The organism is Acetobacterium sp. (assembly GCF_039830195.1).
In the GTDB taxonomy this organism is placed as follows: Bacteria; Bacillota; Clostridia; order Eubacteriales; family Eubacteriaceae; genus Acetobacterium.
The window spans coordinates 78,125-98,464 of sequence record NZ_JBDODG010000030.1 but is presented as its reverse complement, the minus strand read 5'-3'; the positions used below and the strand labels follow the sequence as shown (position 1 = coordinate 98,464).

Here is a 20,340-nt window from a genome sequence, read left to right as displayed (position 1 = left end):
TTTTGTAGTTATACGTAGAATAAGATATCTTCGTAGGTTGGGAATGGCCAGTATTTTTCAGCAACGATTTCTTCAAGAGAATCCGCAGCTACACGCAGCGTTCCCATGGCCGGAATAATTTTTTCACAGGAATAGTTGGCTTCAGCCTGAGCTGAGTCACAATCTTTTGCACCGGCAAGAGTGGTTTCAAGCGCATCAATCGCTTTAATCAGGTCGCCGGAAAGTTTGGATAATCTTTCAACCAGGGTTGTTTCGGCTGAAACGTCGATGGCATCGCCACAAGCTTTTTTCGCAATCAGGGTATCAACAACCTCTTTTGTATAGGTAACAACTGCCGGTGAGATTTCACGTTTAGCCAGGTTGAGCATGGTTAAGGCTTCAATGTTGATCGTTTTAATATACTCATCCAAATGAATTTCATAACGAGAATCCATTTCTGCCGGAGTAAAGATGTTGTGTCGTTCAAAAAGTTTGACATTCTTTTCAGAAGTAAATTCGGCCAGTGCTTCCGGAGTGGTTTTTAAGTTTGGCAGACCACGTCGGGCCGCTTCTTCAACCCACTCATCGGAGTAGTTATTACCATTAAAGACAATATTTTTGCATTCTTTCACAGTGTTTTGCAACAATGCATCCAGCGCAGTATCAAAATTGTCGGCTTTTTCCAGTTCATCGGCGTATTCTTTTAATACATCAGCGACAATCGTATTGATGGTAATGTTAGGGCCTGAAATCGATTGGTTTGATCCCAGCATTCTGAATTCAAATTTGTTTCCGGTAAAGGCAAATGGGGAAGTTCTATTTCGGTCAGTTGCATCAATGATGAATTTTGGTAAGCTGTTAACCCCAAGTTCCATGACCAGATCTTTTGCTTCAGATACTGGTTTGCCAGTTTCGATGGATTTTAATGCAGCGGTTAATTGCTCGCCCAGGAAAACGGAAACAATCGCCGGTGGTGCTTCGTTGGCGCCCAGACGGTGGTCGTTACCAGCGGTTGCTACGGTAATACGGAGCATTTCACTGTATTTGTAAACAGCTTCAATAACAGCGCAAAGGAAAAGCAGGAATTGCTTGTTTTCAACAGGATTTTTGCCGGGTTCCAATAAGTTTTCACCGGTGTTGGTAGACATCGAGAAATTATTGTGCTTTCCTGATCCATTGACAAAATCAAATGGTTTTTCATGTAACAGACAAGCCAGATCGTGACGGTAAGCAACCCGTTGCATGAATTCCATAATCAGTTGGTTGTTGTCGGTAGCAATGTTGGTGTTAGAAAAAATGGGAGCTAATTCATGTTGGGCAGGGGCAACTTCATTGTGTCGTGTTTTTGAGGCGATACCCAGGCTCCATAATTCCTGATCCAGATCGGCCATATAGTTGGCAACACGACCACGGATTTTACCAAAGTAATGCGTTTCCATTTCCTGGCCTTTAGGTGGTTTGGCACCAAATAAGGTACGGCCGGAAAGGATCAAGTCCTTACGTTTTTTATACATTTCCCGTTCGATCAGGAAATATTCCTGTTCAGCACCAATGGTGGAGGTGACTTTTTTGACATCGTCTTTGCCGAACAATTTTAAAATACGAACCGCATGGGTATTAAGCGCCTGCATGGATCGTAACAGTGGCGTTTTCTTATCAAGAACTTCGCCAGAGTAAGAACAGAAAATGGTGGGAATATAAAGGGTCGTTCCCTTAATAAAGGCATAGGATGTTGGATCCCAGGCGGTATAACCACGAGCTTCAAAGGTTGCCCGAAGTCCGCCGGAAGGGAAAGAAGAAGCATCCGGTTCGCCCTTAATCAATTCTTTTCCGGAGAATTCCATAATGACTTTGCCATCTTCAGTTGGGTTGATGAAGGCATCATGTTTTTCAGCAGTGATACCAGTCATTGGTTGGAACCAATGCGTGTAATGAGTCGCACCCAATTCTAAAGCCCAGTCTTTCATGGCATTCGCCACAACTTCAGCGACGTTTTCTTCCAGAGGTAAATCCTCTTTCATTGTTTTTAACAGTGAAGCATAAATGTGCTTTGGTAAGCGCTTGCGCATAACACCGGAGTTAAAAACTTTTGATCCAAAAAGTTCGGATACATTTTCATTAATTGGCACGTGTGTGTCCTCCTAAAATATAATTTGTATAACTATAACATATATGGCACCATTGTCAGATATGTTACAATAAAAGCTAAGAAAAATCAAATCGAAGGTCTCTTGCTAATTTAATAGAATACCTTCTTTCTGACAAGGTATGAATTTTCAGATGGGTACTATCTGAAAAGATCGATAACTGCTTTTGGAAACCCTGGCGGGGTAACTCGAAAGTGGCTAAAAAAAAAGCGCCTTAGAAAGTTATCATTACACTTTCAAAGCACCATTGCTATCTCCACTTTTGTGGCCGTTATCATTATTTAAATTTAAGCTTATTATAGACGATGAAAAGTGTCTTGTAAAGTAAAATTTACAATAAAATACATGTAATGGTTATCAGCTTCTTAAGTGTCACGGGAATGATTTACAAAAATCAATGCCTGCTATATAATGTGAAGGAAAAACCACAATAAAATGGGTTGGAAAATAATTTTGACTAAGTTTTGAGGATTAATAACGAAAGGAAATTAAAATGAGCATTAAGTTTGAAATGGATGAAGAAAAACATGTCAAGGTACTGGATGCCTTACTGGGAGATGCCGATTTAATGATGGCGTTAAACGCCGCTGAAGACTTTGAAGCCGGTTATCGGCTGGTTGCGGAACGCGTGCCAGGCTTAACACTGGAGGAATTTGCCGGTTCGATGGAGATGTTAAGACAGGTAGTTCTGGCCCAAATGGAAAAAGGCCAGGTTCAATAAGTAAAAACCTGTAGACTTGCTGAATAAAACCCTTTGAGCTGGAAGTTTGAAGGGTTATCAGCAGTAAAAATAATCTGAAAACCTTGTCAGGCAAAATAAGTTAAAAATAAATTGAAACATTAGTAGAAATGTGTTTTAATGATAGAACTAACACACAAAGTACATTGTATACAAAAATAGAATAAGAACAGTGATTAAAGAACAAAGGCGTTCGATCCTCCTGAAATTTTCAGATTACAGAGGGGATCATTTAGCATGTTCTTTTTTTGTTTGAAGTCAGGCAATGGTGCAAAATATGTGGATTTATCGGGGAAATGGGTACAAAACAGAACAAACCCATAGGCAGGTATTGATCGGTTTAAATAATCGATATAATTATCAAGAATAAATGATATCGGTGAGAAGTAAATCGATATGCTTCTTATTTAAATAAGTGGAGGTTTAGAATGAGCTTAGCGAAGAATATAATTGAAGCGATGAAATTTATTGAAGCGAATGATGTGAAATTTATTCGTCTTCAGTTTTGCGATCTCTTTGGACAAAATCGAAATATTGCCATTACGGCAATGCAGATGGAACGTGCTCTGGCCAGCGGGATTCCTTTTGATGCCTCGTTAGTGGTGGGATTTTCAGAATCACGGTATACGGATCTGGTCTTGTATCCGGATATCAGCACCATTCAGCTTTTACCCTGGCGGCCGCAGCAAGGAAAGGTAGCTAGAATTCTCTGTGATATCAGATATCCCAATGGCGATATTTTTGAAGCGGACAGTCGTTATATCTTAAAGGAAACAATCAGCCGGGCCAAAGCCCTGGGATATGAATTTAACACCAGCGCAGAATGCGAGTTTTATCTTTTCAAACAGGATGAAAACGGCGATCCGACCACCATTCCCACCGATCAGGCCGGTTATTTTGACTTGGCGCCTTATGATCGGGGCGAAAACACCCGCCGGGAGATTTGTCTGACCCTGGAAGATATGGGCTTTGAAATCGAAAGTTCGCGGCACGAAGCCGGCCGGGGCCAGCATGAAATTGATTTTAAATACGACGATGCCTTATATGCAGCCGATAAGATCATGACCTTTAAAACCGTGGTCAAAACCGTGGCCCAGCGAAATGGGGTTCATGCCTCATTTTTACCAAAACCGCTGATGGAAGAGCCGGGCAGCGGGATGCATATTCATGTATCGCTGCTAAAGAACGGACAGGATATTTTCGAAAATAAGGACGGCGTTCTCGGTGAAGAGGCCCGACAATTTATGGCCGGCGTTCTGGCCCATGTTAAAGGCATGACCGCCATTGCCAATCCCCTGGTTAACAGCTATAAGCGTTTAACCGGCGGCAAGGAAGCACCCCGACATATTGGCTGGGGTTTTGGCAACCGCTCGCCGCTGATCCGAATCCCGATGGAATCTGATGAGTATTATCGCTTTGAACTGCGCGGACCAGATCCCACCTGCAATCCCTATTTAACCTTTGCCATTATTCTGGCGGCCGGTCTTGAAGGGGTTGAAAAGAAACTGGTATTGATGGACGAATTAAAACTGGATGAAGATGAAATAACCAGAGATCCGATGGCGGTTAAAAACATTCAGGAGCTGCCGATCACCTTAATGGACGCCCTGACTGAAATGGCCGCCGACCCGTTAATTAAAACCGTGCTGGGGGAAAGCCTGGCTGAAAAATACATTGAGCTGAAAACCGCCGAATGGATGGACTACATTAAAACCGTTCACCCCTGGGAAATTGATCGCTACCTCTTAACTTATTAAACAGAAAATACTTTACGGCAGGAGGTGAAGGGGATGAGCAGCGTATTATTGGTATGTAAACAAGATGACGTCATCCGCGGGCTGGCCGATATTTTACGCCCGATGAATTTTCAACTAATCGACTCGGCGAATTCAGCTGCTGAAGGCCGGCGGAGACTCCAGGAAATTGAATATGATCTGGTGATCGTGAACACCCCTTTAGGTGATGAATTCGGTGTGGATTTTGCCGTTGATATTCTGGAAAAATTTATGGTCGGGGTGATCCTCATTGTCAAAAGCGAACTGGTGGATCACGTTGAAGAAAAACTGGTTGATACAGCGGCTTTTGTGGTTCCTAAACCCCTGAACCGGCAGCTGTTGGTACAAAACGTCCGCTTTGTCTGTCAGTCCCGGGAAAAAATTCAAAAGCTGCAAAGTCAGAACCAGGCCTTGAAAGCAAAAATAGACGACCTCGGCGTTGTCTATCGGGGCAAACTCTTCCTGATGGGGCATCTGGACATGACCGAAGACCAGGCCCACCGCTATATTCAAAAGAAGGCCATGGATATGCGGACATCGCCCCGCAAGGTGGCTGAACAGATTATCAAAACTTATGATAAAAAGCAAGGCAACCGATAATAATAGAAAATCATCAAATTAAGCTTCCTGACGAGATAAAACCTTGTTATGAAGCTTTTTACATGATAAGCTTTAAGGACAGAAGCTGATTCTTAAGACTACTGGCTTAAACAGCCAAAAGAAAAAAATGTAAACAATATCATTGAAAAAATAAAAAATATGTGGAACAAATCCGATGGCTTTATGTTATAATGCTGTGGGAAAAAATGATCCCATAAATTTTATATTTAAAAATAATTAAAGATGCTAATAAGTGGTGTTCGATCAAGGCCCTCTGGTAAAAATGGATGCAAATGCAGGCTACCGAGGCGCTTCAGGTCTGAGGTTGATGGAAGGAATGAGAATAAATGTCGATTTCTGTATTAGTTGGCGCCCAGTGGGGCGATGAAGGCAAAGGCAAAATGGTGGATTATTTCGCCAAACAGTCTGATTTAATTGTTCGGTTTCAAGGGGGCGACAACGCAGGTCATACTGTTATTAATGATTATGGTATTTTCAAACTTCATTTAATTCCCTGCGGTGTTTTCGACGAAGATTGTCAATGTTTAATCGGAACCGGCGTGGTTGTTAATCCGGATGTTTTACTTGAAGAAATGCAACAGATCATTGAAGCAAAGGTAAGCCTGGAAGGACTTAAAATATCGGCCAAAGCTCATATCCTCATGCCCTATCATCAAAAATTGGATGAACTGATGGAAGCCAGCGGCGGCATTGGTACCACCAAGCGTGGCATCGGTCAAGCCTATGCCTATAAAGCCATGCGAAAAAGTCTGCGCTTTGAAGATTTACTGAATCTTGATAATGCCAAAAAGAAACTGGAAACCATTGTACCCGTGGTCAATGACCAAATGGCTTCCTATAAGATAGAACCCTACACGGTAGAAGCCCTGTTTGCCAAATGTGAGTTCTGGGCCAAAACCTTTGGTCATATGATTGTCAATCCGGTTGGTTATTTACATGACATGATTGACGCCGATAAGAGTATTCTTTTCGAGGGTCAATTGGGAGCCATGAAAGATATTGATTTGGGGATTTTCCCATATGTTACTTCATCCAACCCGATTGCTGCTTATGCCGCAGTCAGTGGCGGCTTTCCGGCCAAGAAAATTGATAAGGTCATTGGCGTGGCCAAAGCCTTTTCCAGTGCTGTCGGCGCCGGTCCCTTTCCAACTGAAGAATTTGGCGGCACCATCGATATCCTGCGGGGTACCGGCGAAAAACCAGACGATGAGTTTGGTGCCCGAACCGGCCGATCCCGTCGGTTGGGCTGGATTGATATTCCGGTCTTAAAATATACGCATGCCATTAATGGCTATGATGAATTGGCTTTATGTAAAATTGATAAGCTGGATGATCTGCCGGAGATTAAAATCTGTGTGGATTATAAATTAGATGGCGAATTAATTAAAGATTTTCCCAACACCGAGGACCTGGAACGGGTCGAACCGGTTTATATGACCCTTCCCGGTTGGATGAGTGATACCACAAAAATCCGCCGACTGGAAGATTTACCAGAGAATGCAAAAAAATACATTAAAACAATTGAAGACTTGGTTGGAACGACCATTGCCTATGTAGGCGTTGGCCCGAACCGAGAGGACTTAGCAATTCGATAAATGTGCTAAATTGAAATACCTGGTTGCGTGCAATCAGGTATTTTTTGGAAATAACTAATACGGAGGTAGACAATGTCTTATTACAAACGAGATAAGCGGGCCTGGTTGGTGCTGTCGGATGGCAGTGTTTTTGAAGGCTATAATTTTGGGTGCGAAGGCACCACCATTGGCGAAATCGTCTTTACCACAGGGATGACCGGTTACCAGGAAGTGTTGACGGATCCGTCTTATTATGGACAGATTGTGCTGCAAACCTATCCTTTAATCGGAAACTATGGGATCAACAGCGACGATATGGAATCAGAACGCAGCTGGATCAACGGTTATATTACCAAAGAATGGTGTGAAGAACCGTCGAATTTCAGAAATACGCATAATATCAACGAGTTTATGATTGAACAGGATAAAATTGGGATCTGGGATGTCGACACCCGGGCCATTACCCGGGTAATCCGGGAACATGGCACCATGAATGGTGCCATCACCACCGAAGATATTGCCACGACTAAAGAAGCGCTGATGGAAAAAATCCGCGACTTTAAAGTGGTCAATCCGGTTCAGGCCGTGACCCGAAAAAACAAGGGTTGGTACTACAGCCAGGTTAACCGGGCTAACCACGTGGCCCTGATTGATTATGGGTATAAACATAATATTCTACGGATGTTGCTGCGTTTAGGCTGTAACGTGACTGTAATGCCGGCTAATACCACCATCGAAGAAATTCGGATGCTTAATCCCGATGGGATCATGCTGTCCAACGGACCGGGTGATCCGGCCGAAAATATTGAAATCATTGAAAACCTCAAAGATTTTGTTAAATATGGCAAGCCCATTTTTGGCATCTGTCTGGGTCATCAGCTGCTGGCACTGGCCATGGGCGGTGAAACCTTTAAGCTGAAATACGGCCATCGGGGCATGAATCAGCCGGTTAAAGATGTCACCCGGGACCGGGTTTTTATTACCAGCCAGAACCACGGTTATGCAGTGGTGCCGGAAAGTATTCCCGCGGCAGTGGGCAAGGTGACCCATTTCAACCTCAATGACGGTACCTGCGAAGGGGTTGAATATCCGGACATCCACGCCTTTACCGTGCAGTTTCATCCCGAAGCCAGCGCTGGCCCCAACGATACCGGTTATTTATTTGAACAATTTACTGATCTTATGGAAAGGGGGCAACAAGGATGCCTTTAAGAAGCGATATTAAACGAGTCCTGGTGATCGGCTCCGGCCCCATCGTGATTGGCCAGGCGGCCGAATTTGACTACGCCGGCACCCAGGCCTGTAAAGCCTTAAAAAATGCCGGACTGGAAGTCATCCTGATTAACTCCAACCCGGCGACGATCATGACCGATAAAGCCATGGCGGATAAAATTTACATTGAACCCCTGACCCTGGAAGTAATCAGACGGATTATCCTGATGGAAAAACCAGACAGCATCCTCTCAACCCTGGGCGGCCAAACCGGGCTGACCCTGTCGATGCAGTTGGCCAAAGAAGGTTTTTTGGATGCCCACGGCGTCAAGCTACTGGGTGCCAACCTGGAAACCATTGAAAAAGCTGAAGACCGTCAAGCCTTTAAGGATATGATGCGGGAAATTGGTGAACCCTGTATTCCCTCTGAAGTGGTTGTGACGGTGGAAGACGCGGTCCGTTTTGCGGGAACCATTGGTTATCCGGTGATCGTCCGACCAGCCTTTACCCTCGGTGGTACCGGTGGCGGGATCGCCGCCAATCAGCAGGAGCTGGAAGAAATTGCCACCCACGGTATTCGCTTATCACCGATCAGCCAGATTCTGGTCGAAAAAGGGATCGCCGGCTGGAAAGAAATTGAATTTGAAGTCATGCGGGACGCCAAAGGCAATGTCATTACCGTCTGTAGTATGGAAAACTTTGATCCGGTCGGAATTCACACCGGTGATTCCATCGTCGTGGCACCCTGTCAGACCCTGAGTGATAAGGAATTCCAGATGTTGCGAACCTCGGCCCTGAAAATTATTTCGGCGCTGGGGGTTGAAGGCGGCTGTAACTGTCAGTTTGCCCTTAATCCGGAAAACTTCAACTATGCGGTAATTGAGGTTAATCCCCGGGTTTCCCGTTCATCGGCGCTGGCATCAAAAGCCACCGGTTACCCGATTGCCAAAGTCGCCAGCCAGATTGCCATTGGTTTCTCACTGGATGAAATCATCAATGAGGTCACCGGTACCACCACTGCCTGTTTTGAACCGGCCCTGGATTATATCGTTGTTAAATTCCCGCGCTGGCCCTTCGATAAATTTGTCTATGCCAAACGAACCTTAGGCACCCAGATGAAGGCCACCGGTGAAATCATGTCGATTGGCTCCAGTTTTGAACATGCGATGATGAAGGCGATCCGTTCGATTGAATTGGGGATGGAGACATTAACCGTTGAAAAGTTGGTGGAAGCCAGTGATGAAGATATTATGACCATGCTGGCAGCATCTGATGATGAACGTTCCTTTGTGGTTTATGAAGCCATCAAACGCGGTGTGCCACTGGATACCATCTTTGCCATTACCAAAATTGATAAATGGTTTTTGGATAAGCTGCGCCATCTGGCGGTCATGGAAAAAGACCTGGCAACCCTGGGTTTAACCGAAGAACGGGTCCGGGTTGCCCGGGAAATCGGCTTTCTGGATAAAACCATTGAGGAACTATCCGGCGAAAAGATTCAGGAAGATCCTAAAACCTACGCTTCTTTTAAAATGGTTGATACCTGCGCCGGCGAATTTGCGGCTCAGACCCCCTATTTTTATTCAACCCGGGATAAAGAAAATGAGGCGGCCTTATTTATCGAAGAACATCCCTCCGGTAAAGAACGGATTCTGGTCCTCGGCTCCGGTCCGATCCGGATCGGCCAGGGTATTGAGTTTGACTATTGTTCGGTCCATTGTGCCTGGGCACTGCGGGAAAAAGGCTATGAAGCTATTTTCATCAACAACAACCCGGAAACGGTGTCCACCGATTTTGACACCTCGGACCGCCTCTATTTTGAACCGCTGACCAAAGAAGACGTCCGTTCGGTGGTGGAAACCGAAAAACCCATCGGTGCCATTGTTCAGTTTGGCGGCCAAACCGCCATCAAGCTGACCCGCTATTTAGAAGAAATGGGCGTGCCGGTGCTGGGTACCTCCCCGGCCAATATCGATGCTGCCGAAGATCGGGAAGTCTTTGACCAGCTGCTGGAATCCTGCCAGATCCGCAGGCCCCAGGGCGAAACCGTCTATACCACTGCCGAAGCGGTGGAAGTGGCTGAACGGTTAGGCTTCCCGGTATTGCTGCGACCTTCTTATGTATTGGGCGGACAGAACATGATCATCGCCTATGAACGGGAAGACGTGGTCGAATATATGGATATTATCACCGCCGTGGAACTGGAAAACCCGGTTCTGATCGATAAATATCTGATGGGTAAAGAAGTGGAAGTGGATGCCATCAGCGATGGTGAAAGCTATCTGATTCCCGGCATCATGGAACATATTGAGCGGGCCGGGGTTCATTCCGGCGATTCGATTTCCGTTTATCCGCCGCAAACCCTGGATCAACGCACCAAGGATACCATCATCGACTACACCGGTCGGCTGGTCAAAGCCCTGGATATTGTCGGAATGGTCAATATTCAATATGTTATCTATGAAGATGAAGTTTACGTGATCGAGGTCAACCCCCGATCCTCGCGGACGGTCCCTTATATTTCCAAGGTTACCGATATTCCGATGGTCAACATTGCCACTAAAATGATGCTCGGCGACAAGCTGGCGGATCTCGGCTATCAACCGGGTCTTTATCCGGAAGGTGATTATGTGGCAGTCAAGGTGCCAGTATTCAGCTTCTCAAAACTGCAGGATGTCGATACCCAGTTGGGACCAGAAATGAAATCCACCGGAGAAGTTCTGGGCGTGGCCAAAACCTTTGCCGATGCGCTGTACAAAGGCCTGGTCGCTTCCGGCCGCAGTATGGAACGCTCCGGCGGGGTCCTGCTGACCGTTAAAGACCGGGATAAAGAGGCGATTGTTGAAATCGGCCGTCAATTCCATGAAATGGGCTTTACCATTTACGGCACCGTGGGAACGGCTCTGATTCTCAATGAAAACAATATCCCCACCAAGGTGGTTCGCCGACTGGCCGAAAGCAAGCCGAATATTGGCGATCTGATCGAAAGTGGTAAGCTGAACTACGTAATTTCGACCTCAAGCAAAGGTCGGATGCCCCATCATGATGATGTCCGGATGCGACGAAAATGCGTCGAAACATCGATTGCGCTGCTGACCTCGCTGGATACCGCCCAGGCGTTGCTGGATTGTTTAAAATCCAACCGCACCATGGCCGAAATAGAACTGGTGGATATCAAAGATATCCGCTAAACAGAACTGTTTTAACAAAAGAACTTATTCAATTGCGTTGAATAAGTTCTTTTTATTTGGTAGAATGGAAAGAACTTTAGATAACAACGAAAAAGAGAAGGGATGACAGATGATCACAAAGTCTAAAAAGATTAAAGCAAGTTTTATTGCGGTTGTAACTGTTGTTCTTTTTTTTGCCTTGAGCTGGTATTATGTAGCCCTGATTAATCAAGCCCTGAGAACGCAGACTTTTTTATATCTTTCGGAAGTTGGCACCCGGGGTGTGGATCTGGTGGAAAGCAAGGTCAATAATGAACTGGAGAATTTGAAAACCACCAGCAAAATGATTGAAGCCAGCGGTAATTTTGATCAGGTTCATATGCTTAATATGATCAAGCTGGAGGCTGCCGAGGGAGATTATAAACGGATGGCGATTGTCTTGACCAATGGGGACGTTGTGACTTCCGACGGGCTGTCCTATAATATCGCCGACCGGACATATTTTCAGGCGGCCGTCAAAGGGACGGCGGCAGTGTCGGACACCATCAACGATTACGCCGACGATCAACCGATCAATGTTTATGCGGTACCGGTTTTTCACGACGGTCAAGTCGTGGCTGTGGTGGCGGCTGCGGTGGAAACCGAGAATATGAAAAAATATCTGGAGGTGGGCAGTTTTTCCAACCAGGGCTATTCTTACATTGTCAAAGCTAATGGTGATGCCGTGGTTACATCGGCTCATGTCAACAGCCCGGGAGACTTTGATAATATTATTGAGCTGCTTGAAAAGGCAAATTTGCGAGAAGGGGATAAGTTAGAAACGATCATCACAAATATGGCCGCTGGAAAAAGTGGTAGTTTTACCAATTATTATGCGGGCATGGAACGACACACTATCTATAAACCCCTGGCTATCAATGACTGGTATATGATGACGGTGGTGCCTACGAAGGTGATCAGTGCCCAAACTTCCCAGATCAGTTGGTATTCCTTGATGCTGATCGCCGCCGCCCTACTGGCCATGAGCTTATTGTTTGCGATCATTCTATTTTATCAGGATCGGTCTAAAAAAAGACTGGAACGGATTGCCTATGTGGATGAGGTAACCGGCGGTAATAACTGGCAGAAATTCAAACAGGAAGCGACTGAAATTCTGGAATCAAAAACAGTGACCCACTGTGCCCTACTAACCTTTGACATTGACCGGTTTCGCTTTATTAATGAAGAGTACGGTCATGAAAAAGGTGATCAGATTCTGCAGCTGGTTGTGAAGATTCTGCAAACCCGGATGGCCAAACAGGAGACCTATGCCCGGGTATCCGGGGATCATTTTGCGATCCTTTGTGTCTGTGATGACCAGGATAAAATAACCCGACGGATTAAAGAATTTGTCCGTTTTTTGAATAAAGAGCGCGAAGCCATCGGCATCAAGGAAAAGCTTTCCTGCCATTTTGGTATTTATATAATTGAAGATAAACAGGCGAATCTGGAAAAAATCCGGGAAAAGGCCAATATGGCCCGAATTGCCGCCAAAACGGCGGATAACCAACGCTGGTTTTTCTATTCGGATGCTTTCCGAAAAAAAATCGGGAACGAAAAAGAAATCATGGACCAAATGGAAGACGCCCTGGAAAATAGTGAGTTTGAAATGTATCTCCAGCCCAAGTATAATCTTCACCTTAATGCTTATTGCGGTTGTGAGGCGCTGGTGCGGTGGCGGCATCCCCAAAAAGGGCTAATCTCTCCGGGCGAGTTTATTCCGATTTTTGAACAAACCGGGTTTATTAAAAAGCTGGATATGTTCATGCTGGAAGCGGTTTGCAAAGTCTTAAAGAGTTGGGAAGAAAAAAAATATCCAGAAATATCGATTTCGGTCAATGTTTCCCGAAAAAACCTCAGACAGACAGACTTCATCGAAAGGGTTTTGAGTATTACCAATCAATACCGCATCAATCGCGGCAATCTGGAAATTGAGCTCACTGAATCCAGTATTTTTGAAGATGTCGATCGGATCATTGAGATTGGCGAAGCCTTCCGGAATTATGGTTTTAAAATGGCGATGGACGATTTCGGATCCGGTTATTCATCCATTAATCTGTTGGGTAATCTTCCCCTGGATGTCATTAAGATGGATCAGGGCTTTTTCAATAGCCACCTTAAACGGGAACAGAATCATATTGTCGTGGAGTCTACCATTAACATGATTAAAAAACTGGGGATGACGGTGGTTGCCGAAGGCATCGAAACCGAAACCGAGGTGGAAATGTTAAGAGCACTCGGCTGTGATATCATTCAGGGTTATTATTTTGGGAAGCCGATGACGGTTGTCGAATTCGAACAGCAGATTTTTAAGAACAATTAATCTTTGGGGAAGAGGGAAATAATGGAAACTAGAAATATTCGCATCGGCGATATTCTCATCAACGCCGGGTTTATTAAAGAAGAACAGCTCCAGGAAGCGCTGGCTTATCAGAAGGTTGATAAAAGCAAACGGTTGGGGGCCATTCTGGTTGACTATGGCTATGTCACTGAGGCCCAATTGCTGGAGGCCCTGTCCAAACGGCTGAGCGTGCTGGTGTTGGATTTAAAAGATACTGCCATCGATCTGGAAGCAGCGGCAAAAATTCCCCAGAACATCGCCTACAAATACACCCTGATACCGATTGGCGAAGAAAACAATCACCTGGTGGTGGCGATGAATGATCCCCTGGATTTTTATGCCATTGAAGACCTGCGGCTGATTACCAATATGAACATTGATGTGGTGCTGGCCACCCGGGAAGTAATTCTGGAAACGATCCGGAAAGCTTACACCGAAATCGAAGCCCGAAAGGCGGCTTCCGCCGCCAATAAAACCGTCGAGGGCAGCAGTTTGTCCTTTGTCGAGGATATCCTCACCAATGAGGGCGACGCGCCGATTGTCAATCTGGTTAATTCAGTCTTGCTAAAAGGCCACAATGCCGGCGCCAGCGATATTCATATCGAGCCCTTTGAAAAAGAAACCATTATCCGGTTGCGGATCGATGGCCTGATAGTCGATTACCTGACGCTTGCCAATAATCTCCACCAGTCCCTGATCGCCCGGATTAAGATCCTGTCAAACCTGGATATTGCCGAACGTCGGGTGCCTCAGGATGGGCATTTCCGGATTCGCATCGACGGCGTTGAAATGAATGTCCGCAGCTCCAGTATCCCCACCGTTTACGGCGAAAAAATGGTCATGCGTTTTTTAAGTATGAACGTGCCTCTGGATCATGCCGGTCAATTCGGAATGAATGATGGGGATTACCAGAAAATTCTCCAGATGCTGCAAAGCCCCCATGGCGTGGTTTATATCACCGGCCCCACCGGCAGCGGCAAAACCACCACCCTCTATATGATTCTGGAAATGCTCAGCCAGCGCAATGTCAATATCGCTACCATTGAAGATCCGGTCGAGCGGAACCTGCCCAAAATCAACCAGACCCAGGTAAATATTCTGGCTGGACTGACCTTTGACGTGGGACTCCGTTCGATTCTGCGGCAGGATCCCGATATTATCATGGTTGGCGAAACCCGGGACTCGGAAACCGCCTCGATTGCGGTCCGTTCGGCCATCACCGGCCATCTGGTGCTGTCCACCCTGCATACCAATGACGCTGTTTCAGCAGTGGTTAGGCTCCAGGATATGGGCGTTGAACCCTATATGGTCGCCAACTCCCTGACCGGGGTCGTAGCCCAGCGGCTGGTCAAAAAAATCTGCCCCAATTGCCGGGAAGCCTATGCGGCCTCCGAAATTGAGAAAGAACTGTTGGGCGAACCGCGGCTGACCACCCTGTATCGCGGCCGTGGCTGTCATATCTGCAATAATACCGGTTACAAAGGCCGAACCGCCATCCATGAAATTCTGGCCATCGATAAAACGATCCGCTCCCTGATTTCCCGACGGGAACCGATTGAGGACATTTACAGTTATGTGGAAGAAACCGGCAAGCTGATTCCGCTGCGAAAAAGCGTCTCCAATCTGACCATCCAGGGGATCACCTCGATGGAAGAGTTTCTTAAGTTATCATATTATGTGGAATAGGGAGAATGATTATGACAAGTTTTTTAGATCTGGTCAATTACGGCCGCCGCAACGATTGTTCGGATATTCATTTATCCCGGGAGCTGCCACCGGTTTTTAGAAAAAACGGTAAACTCTATCAAAGTGATTTTGACCATAACCCGCAGATTATTGAAAATCTTATTTTCAGCCTACTGACCCCGGACGAACGGCAGACCCTGGAGTCCGGCACCGATCTGGATTTTTGCCATGTCACGCCGGAAGGATTGCGGCAGCGGGTCAATGTCTATAAACAGCAGGGCAGCTATGCGGCCGCCATCCGGCTGCTCAATGATACCATCCCCAGCTTTGAAGACCTCAAGCTGCCGCCGATTATCCGCAAACTGGCCAGTGAGCCCCGGGGCCTGATCTTGATCACCGGCCCCACCGGCAGCGGGAAATCCACCACCCTGGCCTCGATGATTGACTACATCAACACCAATCGGGCGGTTCATATTTTAACCATTGAAGACCCGGTGGAGTACAAACACGAACACAAACGCAGCATTGTTCATCAGCGCGAAATCGGGGTCGATGCCAGTTCTTTTGCCGCGGCCCTGCGGTCGTCGCTGCGGGAGGACCCGGATGTCATTCTGGTCGGCGAAATGCGGGACTACGAAACCGTTTCGGCCGCCGTCACCGCCGCCGAAACCGGCCATCTGGTCTTATCTACCCTTCATACCATCGGCGCGGCCAATACCATTGACCGGATCATTGACGTCTTTCCGCCTCACAGTCAGCAACAGATCCGTACCCAGCTGTCCAGCATTTTAAAAGGGGTTGTCACCCAGCAACTGGTGCCCCTGGCCAGCGGCGAGGGCCGGATGGCTGCCCTGGAGGTGCTGATCGGCACCGATGCGGTGCTTAATCTGATCCGCGAAAATAAAACCCATCAACTGGCCTCAGTGATGCAAACCGGCGGCCGGGATGGCATGAAAACCCTGAACGCGGACCTGGCGATGCTGGTCCGGGACCAGAAAATCACCTACGAGGTTGGCCTCGAATGGGCCAGTGACAAGCAGGAGTTTAATCAGTATTTTGGCCGATAGCTTGCTCTGACAATAACGTATATTTGAATTTGTAGGGGGCGGTTATCAACCGCCCTGAACGCGAATAAACCTTATGATGGTCATCGGCGATGTTGTTGTGCAACTAAGGATTGTTCGCAGATTGAGCAATTCATGAGATTGAGACGAAAATTGACGAATGAGCTTTAAAAATTTATAAAAAGATACACTTGACTTTTTGTTGAAAATTAATTAAGCTAGAAGAGTAAAGCGCAAAACAGATGAAAATCTGGGACGCAAAGCTTCAGGGTCTAAGTTATGATTGGAAATGTGAATTGCCACATGATACGACAGCCAGCTGCCACGCGAGAGGTGGCTTTTTTTATGCCGCAAACAGACATGTCACAAAAAACTGCAGTAAAATGTCACGAAAATGTAAAACTTTTAACTTGACTTTTAATCCGGCTTAGACTAAGATTAAACAGAATAAAAGACGATGAAAAAGGCAAAACAGAGGAAACTCTGGGACGCAAAGCTATAGGGTCTAAATCAGTGGGTTCAAAATCCATCATGATACGACAGCCAGTTGCCGCACGGTGAGAGTGCGGCTTTTTTTGAGCCCAAAATGGACTGGATTAAGGCACAAAATAACAATCGCGAGCTTATCGTTCGCAATGAATAACCAATAGGGTATATAAATCATCTTCAGGCGCGGATGATCATATAGAGCTTAAAAATAAAAAAATGAGGAGCGAAAAATGGAATTAATTAACAAGATACGGAAAAGCAGAAAAGGGTTTACCCTGGTGGAAATTATTGTGGTGTTGGTTATTTTGGCGATTTTAGCGGCGTTTACGATACCGGCAATGTTGGGGTTTATAAACGATGCAAAAGGCAAAGCTATGATTTCTGAGGCTCGAGAAGTATACGTCGCAGCCCAGGCGACCGCAACAGAATATATTGCATCAGGTAAAACTATAGATGATACAGATCTTAATTCGAATGAGGTTGGAGCAGCAACAGAGCCAACCGGCGCTAGTTTGCAAATGAAAAACTATTTAAATGGTGATATTACTATATCAAGTGTGACGATTGAGGATCCTGTAGAAGTAGCTGCTACAGGCGATGCAACTAGTCCTAATACTGGACAATCATCGTGGTTGGTAACATTCAATGGAACGACTGGTAGAGTTACTAAGGTATATTATGTAAAAGATGGTTATGCAATAACGATTAATAAGGCAACCTCAACTCCTGAAACGACTGTGGAAAAGGTATACTAAAAGAATAAGAAAATACATATCCTATGCGCCATAGGATGGTATCTCCCTCTCCCAGGCGCAAGCCCGTCATCGGGTTTGCGGGGATGGGGAGATTTTTTATTTTAAAAGATCGTTTCAAACAGTAATTTAGCTATATTCGGCATGCCCGGATAATGCTTAAAAACTAAAAAATGCAAATTTTAAAATATCTAAGTATAAATGAAAAATTATACAACTATTTACCTCGCTTTAAGCCAATCCTTTAAACTAAATGGTAAAATTAATCTGTTTTATTACCGCAAATAATGACCATCAAATAAAAGCTTAGCATCTTCACAACCCGGGAGGTAAACCGTGTACCCAATTAAAAATTATCAGTTTGCTCCCACCGGTCCAGAACCGATCCGGTTCAGCCGGGGCTTTCCGCTGGCGGTAACGGTGATCCTTTTTTTTGTCGTTGTCATCATCGGTGGTCTGGTCTTAAGCATCCAGAACACCACCTACGCCGCCAACAGCCGGTTGGTGTACCTGGCCGCTCAGGCTAAAGCCATCGAATTTGTGGCTTCCGGCAACTATCATGTGCCAGATCAGGCGGATCTCATTGATTATATCGGTGCAGAGGTCAATCAGGCTGCGGTTATCACTGTCGTCGATGAAAACCAGGACGCCGCAATCGACTATATTATCTATACCCGGGGCGGTCTGGTCACCCGGTACGCTCCCGGGGAGCTGGTTGCCAGTAAGGAAAAATAGCGTTTAGTATCTAGCAGAAAGGATATCGGTTTTTATGGTCGCATTCATCAACTTCATCCTTTATCTTTATATCTTTGTTATCGGCATCGTTATCGGCAGCTTTCTTAACGTCGTCATTTACCGGGTACCCAAAGAAATTTCCTTTGCCAAAGGCCGTTCTTTCTGTCCCCATTGCCAGGCCCAGATTAAAGGCTATCATAATGTGCCGGTGTTCAGTTATCTCTGGCTGCGGGGGAAATGTGCTGATTGTGGTGAACCGATTTCCATCCGCTATCCATTGGTTGAACTGTTTACCGGGTTGATGGCGGTGTTGGTTTTTGCTGTCTATGGCTTTTCGTTTCAGTGGCTGGTGGTTTTTGCGGCCGGCGCCATCCTCATCTGCATCACGATGATCGATTTTGATACCATGACCATTCCCAATGGCCTGGTCATTGCTTTGATGGCACCGGCCTTGCTCAGCTTTTTCTTTTTCCCCCAGGTCGGGATTCTCTCCCGGGTGATCGGCATCTTTGTCATCAGTCTGCCAATGTTGGCCCTGGCGCTGGTTATCCCCGATGCCTTTGGCGGCGGCGATATCAAGCTGATGGCGGTGGCCGGGTTTATGCTGGGCTGGGGCAATACCCTGCTGGCAACCTTTATTGGCCTGCTCCTTGGCGGGGCGGTAGCGGTTTATCTGCTGGCACAAAAAACAAAGGATAAACACATGGCCTTCGGCCCCTATTTATGCATCGGAATCATGACAGCATTACTATTTGGTGATATAATAATACAGTGGTATTTTAACCTGTTTGGGTTATAATAATTAAAGCAAAAGTCAATAACGGAGGCCATATGCCGGTTTATAAATATACAGCCAAAAATTTACAGTCTCAGCTGGTCCGTGGCACCATGGAGGCGGCGTCAGCGGAGACCGTGCGCCGAACCCTGCGGCAGAATAATGAATTTGCCCTGAAAATTCAGGAAGTCCAGGAGCACCATAAGGTCTATAAACTGAAACCGATGGAAATATCAGACTTCTCCCGGCAGATTGCCAGTATGCTGGCGTCGGGGATTACGATGATCCGGGCGATTAAGATTATGGAAGAACGGGACATTAAACCAGCCATCAAAAAGGTTTATGGCGTTCTCTATCAGGAAATCCAGCGGGGTAACACGCTGTCCTATGCCATGGAATCAACCGGTGGCTCCTTTCCGGAGCTGCTGATCAATATGTATAAATCCGGTGAGGCCAGTGGTCAGATGGAGGGCACCGCCCGTAAAATGGCCGACCACTATGAAAAGGAGCATAAGCTCCGGGGCAAAATAAAAAGCGCCATGACCTATCCGGTGATCCTGTTCGTCATTACCATTATGGTGGTAGTTTTGATCTTTACCCTGATCCTGCCGCAGTTTTTTACCCTGTTTGAGGGCATTGAACTACCGGCGATCACCCGGCTGATGATCGGTATCAGCAATTCGATGACCACCTACTGGTATATCTATATTATCGGAACGCTGGTTCTGCTGGTGCTGGGGGGCTTTCTGATCACCGTCCCCCGGGTTAAAAAAGCCCTGGATCAGTTTAAACTGAAAATTCCCAAGATCGGTAAGTTGATGAAGATTATTTATACCGCCCGTTTTGCCAGAACCCTAAGCTCCCTCTATTCCAGCGGTCTGGCGATGATCAATGCCTTGACGATCAGCGGCGCCACCATCGGCAACACTTATTTGCAGTCCCAGTTTCCCCATGCCATTGAACAGGTGCGTAATGGCGAACCCCTGTCGGCTTCGATCCAGACCATTCATGGCTTTGATGCCAAGCTGGTGGCCACCATTTATATTGGCGAAGAATCCGGGAATCTGGATGATATGCTGGAAGCGGTGGCTGACTCCTTCGACTACGAAGCCGAAATGGCGACCACCCGACTGGTCACCTTTATTGAACCCGTTATGATTATTATTATGGCCGTCATCGTTGGCGGCATCATGTTATCGGTAATGCTCCCGATTATGACCTTGTACCAAAATATCGGATAGG

At 46.2% G+C, this 20,340-nt stretch carries 14 protein-coding genes and 2 riboswitches; of the genes, 13 read left to right on the top strand and 1 reads right to left on the bottom strand.

The genetic code is table 11. From position 1 onward, the window contains the following. Positions 1–8: 8 nt before the first annotated feature. Positions 9–2,108 (bottom strand): glutamine synthetase III, encoded by a 2,100-nt coding sequence (locus tag ABGU93_RS09075; RefSeq protein ID WP_347413147.1) that lies wholly within the window; start codon positions 2,106–2,108, stop codon positions 9–11. Positions 2,109–2,619: 511 nt separating this feature from the next. On the opposite strand from ABGU93_RS09075, the gene ABGU93_RS09070 reads away from it, so the two are divergent. The 13 genes from ABGU93_RS09070 to ABGU93_RS09010 all read left to right on the top strand — a co-directional run bounded on the left by ABGU93_RS09070 (position 2,620) and on the right by ABGU93_RS09010 (position 20,339). Next, a complete protein-coding gene (locus ABGU93_RS09070; RefSeq protein WP_347413146.1) occupies positions 2,620–2,847 on the top strand; it encodes a hypothetical protein in 228 nt (75 codons plus the stop codon). A gap of 446 nt (positions 2,848–3,293) precedes the next feature. Beyond that, positions 3,294–4,622, top strand: a complete 1,329-nt coding sequence (glnA, locus tag ABGU93_RS09065; RefSeq protein WP_347413145.1) for a type I glutamate--ammonia ligase — start codon at positions 3,294–3,296, stop codon at positions 4,620–4,622. Between the two features lie 33 nt (positions 4,623–4,655). Further along, positions 4,656–5,240: an ANTAR domain-containing protein gene (locus ABGU93_RS09060; protein ID WP_347413144.1), complete on the top strand. Its 585-nt coding sequence runs from the start codon at positions 4,656–4,658 to the stop codon at positions 5,238–5,240. A 347-nt stretch (positions 5,241–5,587) separates the two neighbouring features. Beyond that, positions 5,588–6,856, top strand: coding sequence for an adenylosuccinate synthase (locus tag ABGU93_RS09055; protein WP_347413143.1), 1,269 nt, complete (start codon positions 5,588–5,590; stop codon positions 6,854–6,856). Positions 6,857–6,928: 72 nt separating this feature from the next. Continuing rightward, positions 6,929–8,047, top strand: a complete 1,119-nt coding sequence (gene carA / locus ABGU93_RS09050) for a glutamine-hydrolyzing carbamoyl-phosphate synthase small subunit (protein ID WP_347413142.1) — start codon at positions 6,929–6,931, stop codon at positions 8,045–8,047. Then, positions 8,038–11,238 carry a carbamoyl-phosphate synthase large subunit gene (gene carB, locus ABGU93_RS09045; RefSeq protein ID WP_347413141.1) on the top strand — a complete coding sequence of 1,067 codons (3,201 nt, stop codon included), beginning with the start codon at positions 8,038–8,040 and terminating at the stop codon, positions 11,236–11,238. The genes carA and carB overlap by 10 nt, the downstream gene beginning before the upstream one ends. Positions 11,239–11,347: 109 nt before the next feature. Continuing rightward, complete coding sequence (locus tag ABGU93_RS09040) at positions 11,348–13,579, top strand: EAL domain-containing protein (RefSeq protein ID WP_347413140.1); 2,232 nt, start codon at positions 11,348–11,350, stop codon at positions 13,577–13,579. A gap of 21 nt (positions 13,580–13,600) precedes the next feature. Then, on the top strand, positions 13,601–15,283 hold the full coding sequence (locus ABGU93_RS09035) for an ATPase, T2SS/T4P/T4SS family (protein ID WP_347413139.1): 1,683 nt from the start codon (positions 13,601–13,603) through the stop codon (positions 15,281–15,283). Positions 15,284–15,294: 11 nt separating this feature from the next. Then, the gene (locus ABGU93_RS09030) at positions 15,295–16,350 is read left to right on the top strand and encodes a type IV pilus twitching motility protein PilT (protein ID WP_347413138.1); all 1,056 of its coding nucleotides are present in this window, start codon (positions 15,295–15,297) and stop codon (positions 16,348–16,350) included. A 219-nt stretch (positions 16,351–16,569) separates the two neighbouring features. Further along, positions 16,570–16,674, top strand: a riboswitch (cyclic di-GMP riboswitch). Between the two features lie 128 nt (positions 16,675–16,802). Continuing rightward, positions 16,803–16,902, top strand: a riboswitch (cyclic di-GMP riboswitch). Between the two features lie 164 nt (positions 16,903–17,066). Further along, on the top strand, positions 17,067–17,591 hold the full coding sequence (locus tag ABGU93_RS09025) for a type II secretion system protein (RefSeq protein WP_347413137.1): 525 nt from the start codon (positions 17,067–17,069) through the stop codon (positions 17,589–17,591). 333 nt (positions 17,592–17,924) lie between these two features. Further along, on the top strand, positions 17,925–18,323 hold the full coding sequence (locus ABGU93_RS09020) for a hypothetical protein (protein WP_347413136.1): 399 nt from the start codon (positions 17,925–17,927) through the stop codon (positions 18,321–18,323). Positions 18,324–18,357: 34 nt separating this feature from the next. Further along, entirely contained in the window at positions 18,358–19,122 is a 765-nt protein-coding gene (locus ABGU93_RS09015; protein WP_347413135.1) for a prepilin peptidase, read from the top strand. Positions 19,123–19,154: 32 nt separating this feature from the next. Then, positions 19,155–20,339 carry a type II secretion system F family protein gene (locus ABGU93_RS09010; protein ID WP_347413134.1) on the top strand — a complete coding sequence of 395 codons (1,185 nt, stop codon included), beginning with the start codon at positions 19,155–19,157 and terminating at the stop codon, positions 20,337–20,339. Position 20,340: the final 1 nt, after the last annotated feature.

Coding starts and splice junctions, on each gene's coding strand:
- ABGU93_RS09070 (WP_347413146.1), top strand. CDS start 2,620: ATGAGCATTAAGTTTGAAATGGATGAAGAAAAACATGTCAAGGTACTG.
- glnA (WP_347413145.1), top strand. CDS start 3,294: ATGAGCTTAGCGAAGAATATAATTGAAGCGATGAAATTTATTGAAGCG.
- ABGU93_RS09060 (WP_347413144.1), top strand. CDS start 4,656: ATGAGCAGCGTATTATTGGTATGTAAACAAGATGACGTCATCCGCGGG.
- ABGU93_RS09055 (WP_347413143.1), top strand. CDS start 5,588: ATGTCGATTTCTGTATTAGTTGGCGCCCAGTGGGGCGATGAAGGCAAA.
- carA (WP_347413142.1), top strand. CDS start 6,929: ATGTCTTATTACAAACGAGATAAGCGGGCCTGGTTGGTGCTGTCGGAT.
- carB (WP_347413141.1), top strand. CDS start 8,038: ATGCCTTTAAGAAGCGATATTAAACGAGTCCTGGTGATCGGCTCCGGC.
- ABGU93_RS09040 (WP_347413140.1), top strand. CDS start 11,348: ATGATCACAAAGTCTAAAAAGATTAAAGCAAGTTTTATTGCGGTTGTA.
- ABGU93_RS09035 (WP_347413139.1), top strand. CDS start 13,601: ATGGAAACTAGAAATATTCGCATCGGCGATATTCTCATCAACGCCGGG.
- ABGU93_RS09030 (WP_347413138.1), top strand. CDS start 15,295: ATGACAAGTTTTTTAGATCTGGTCAATTACGGCCGCCGCAACGATTGT.
- ABGU93_RS09025 (WP_347413137.1), top strand. CDS start 17,067: ATGGAATTAATTAACAAGATACGGAAAAGCAGAAAAGGGTTTACCCTG.
- ABGU93_RS09015 (WP_347413135.1), top strand. CDS start 18,358: ATGGTCGCATTCATCAACTTCATCCTTTATCTTTATATCTTTGTTATC.
- ABGU93_RS09010 (WP_347413134.1), top strand. CDS start 19,155: ATGCCGGTTTATAAATATACAGCCAAAAATTTACAGTCTCAGCTGGTC.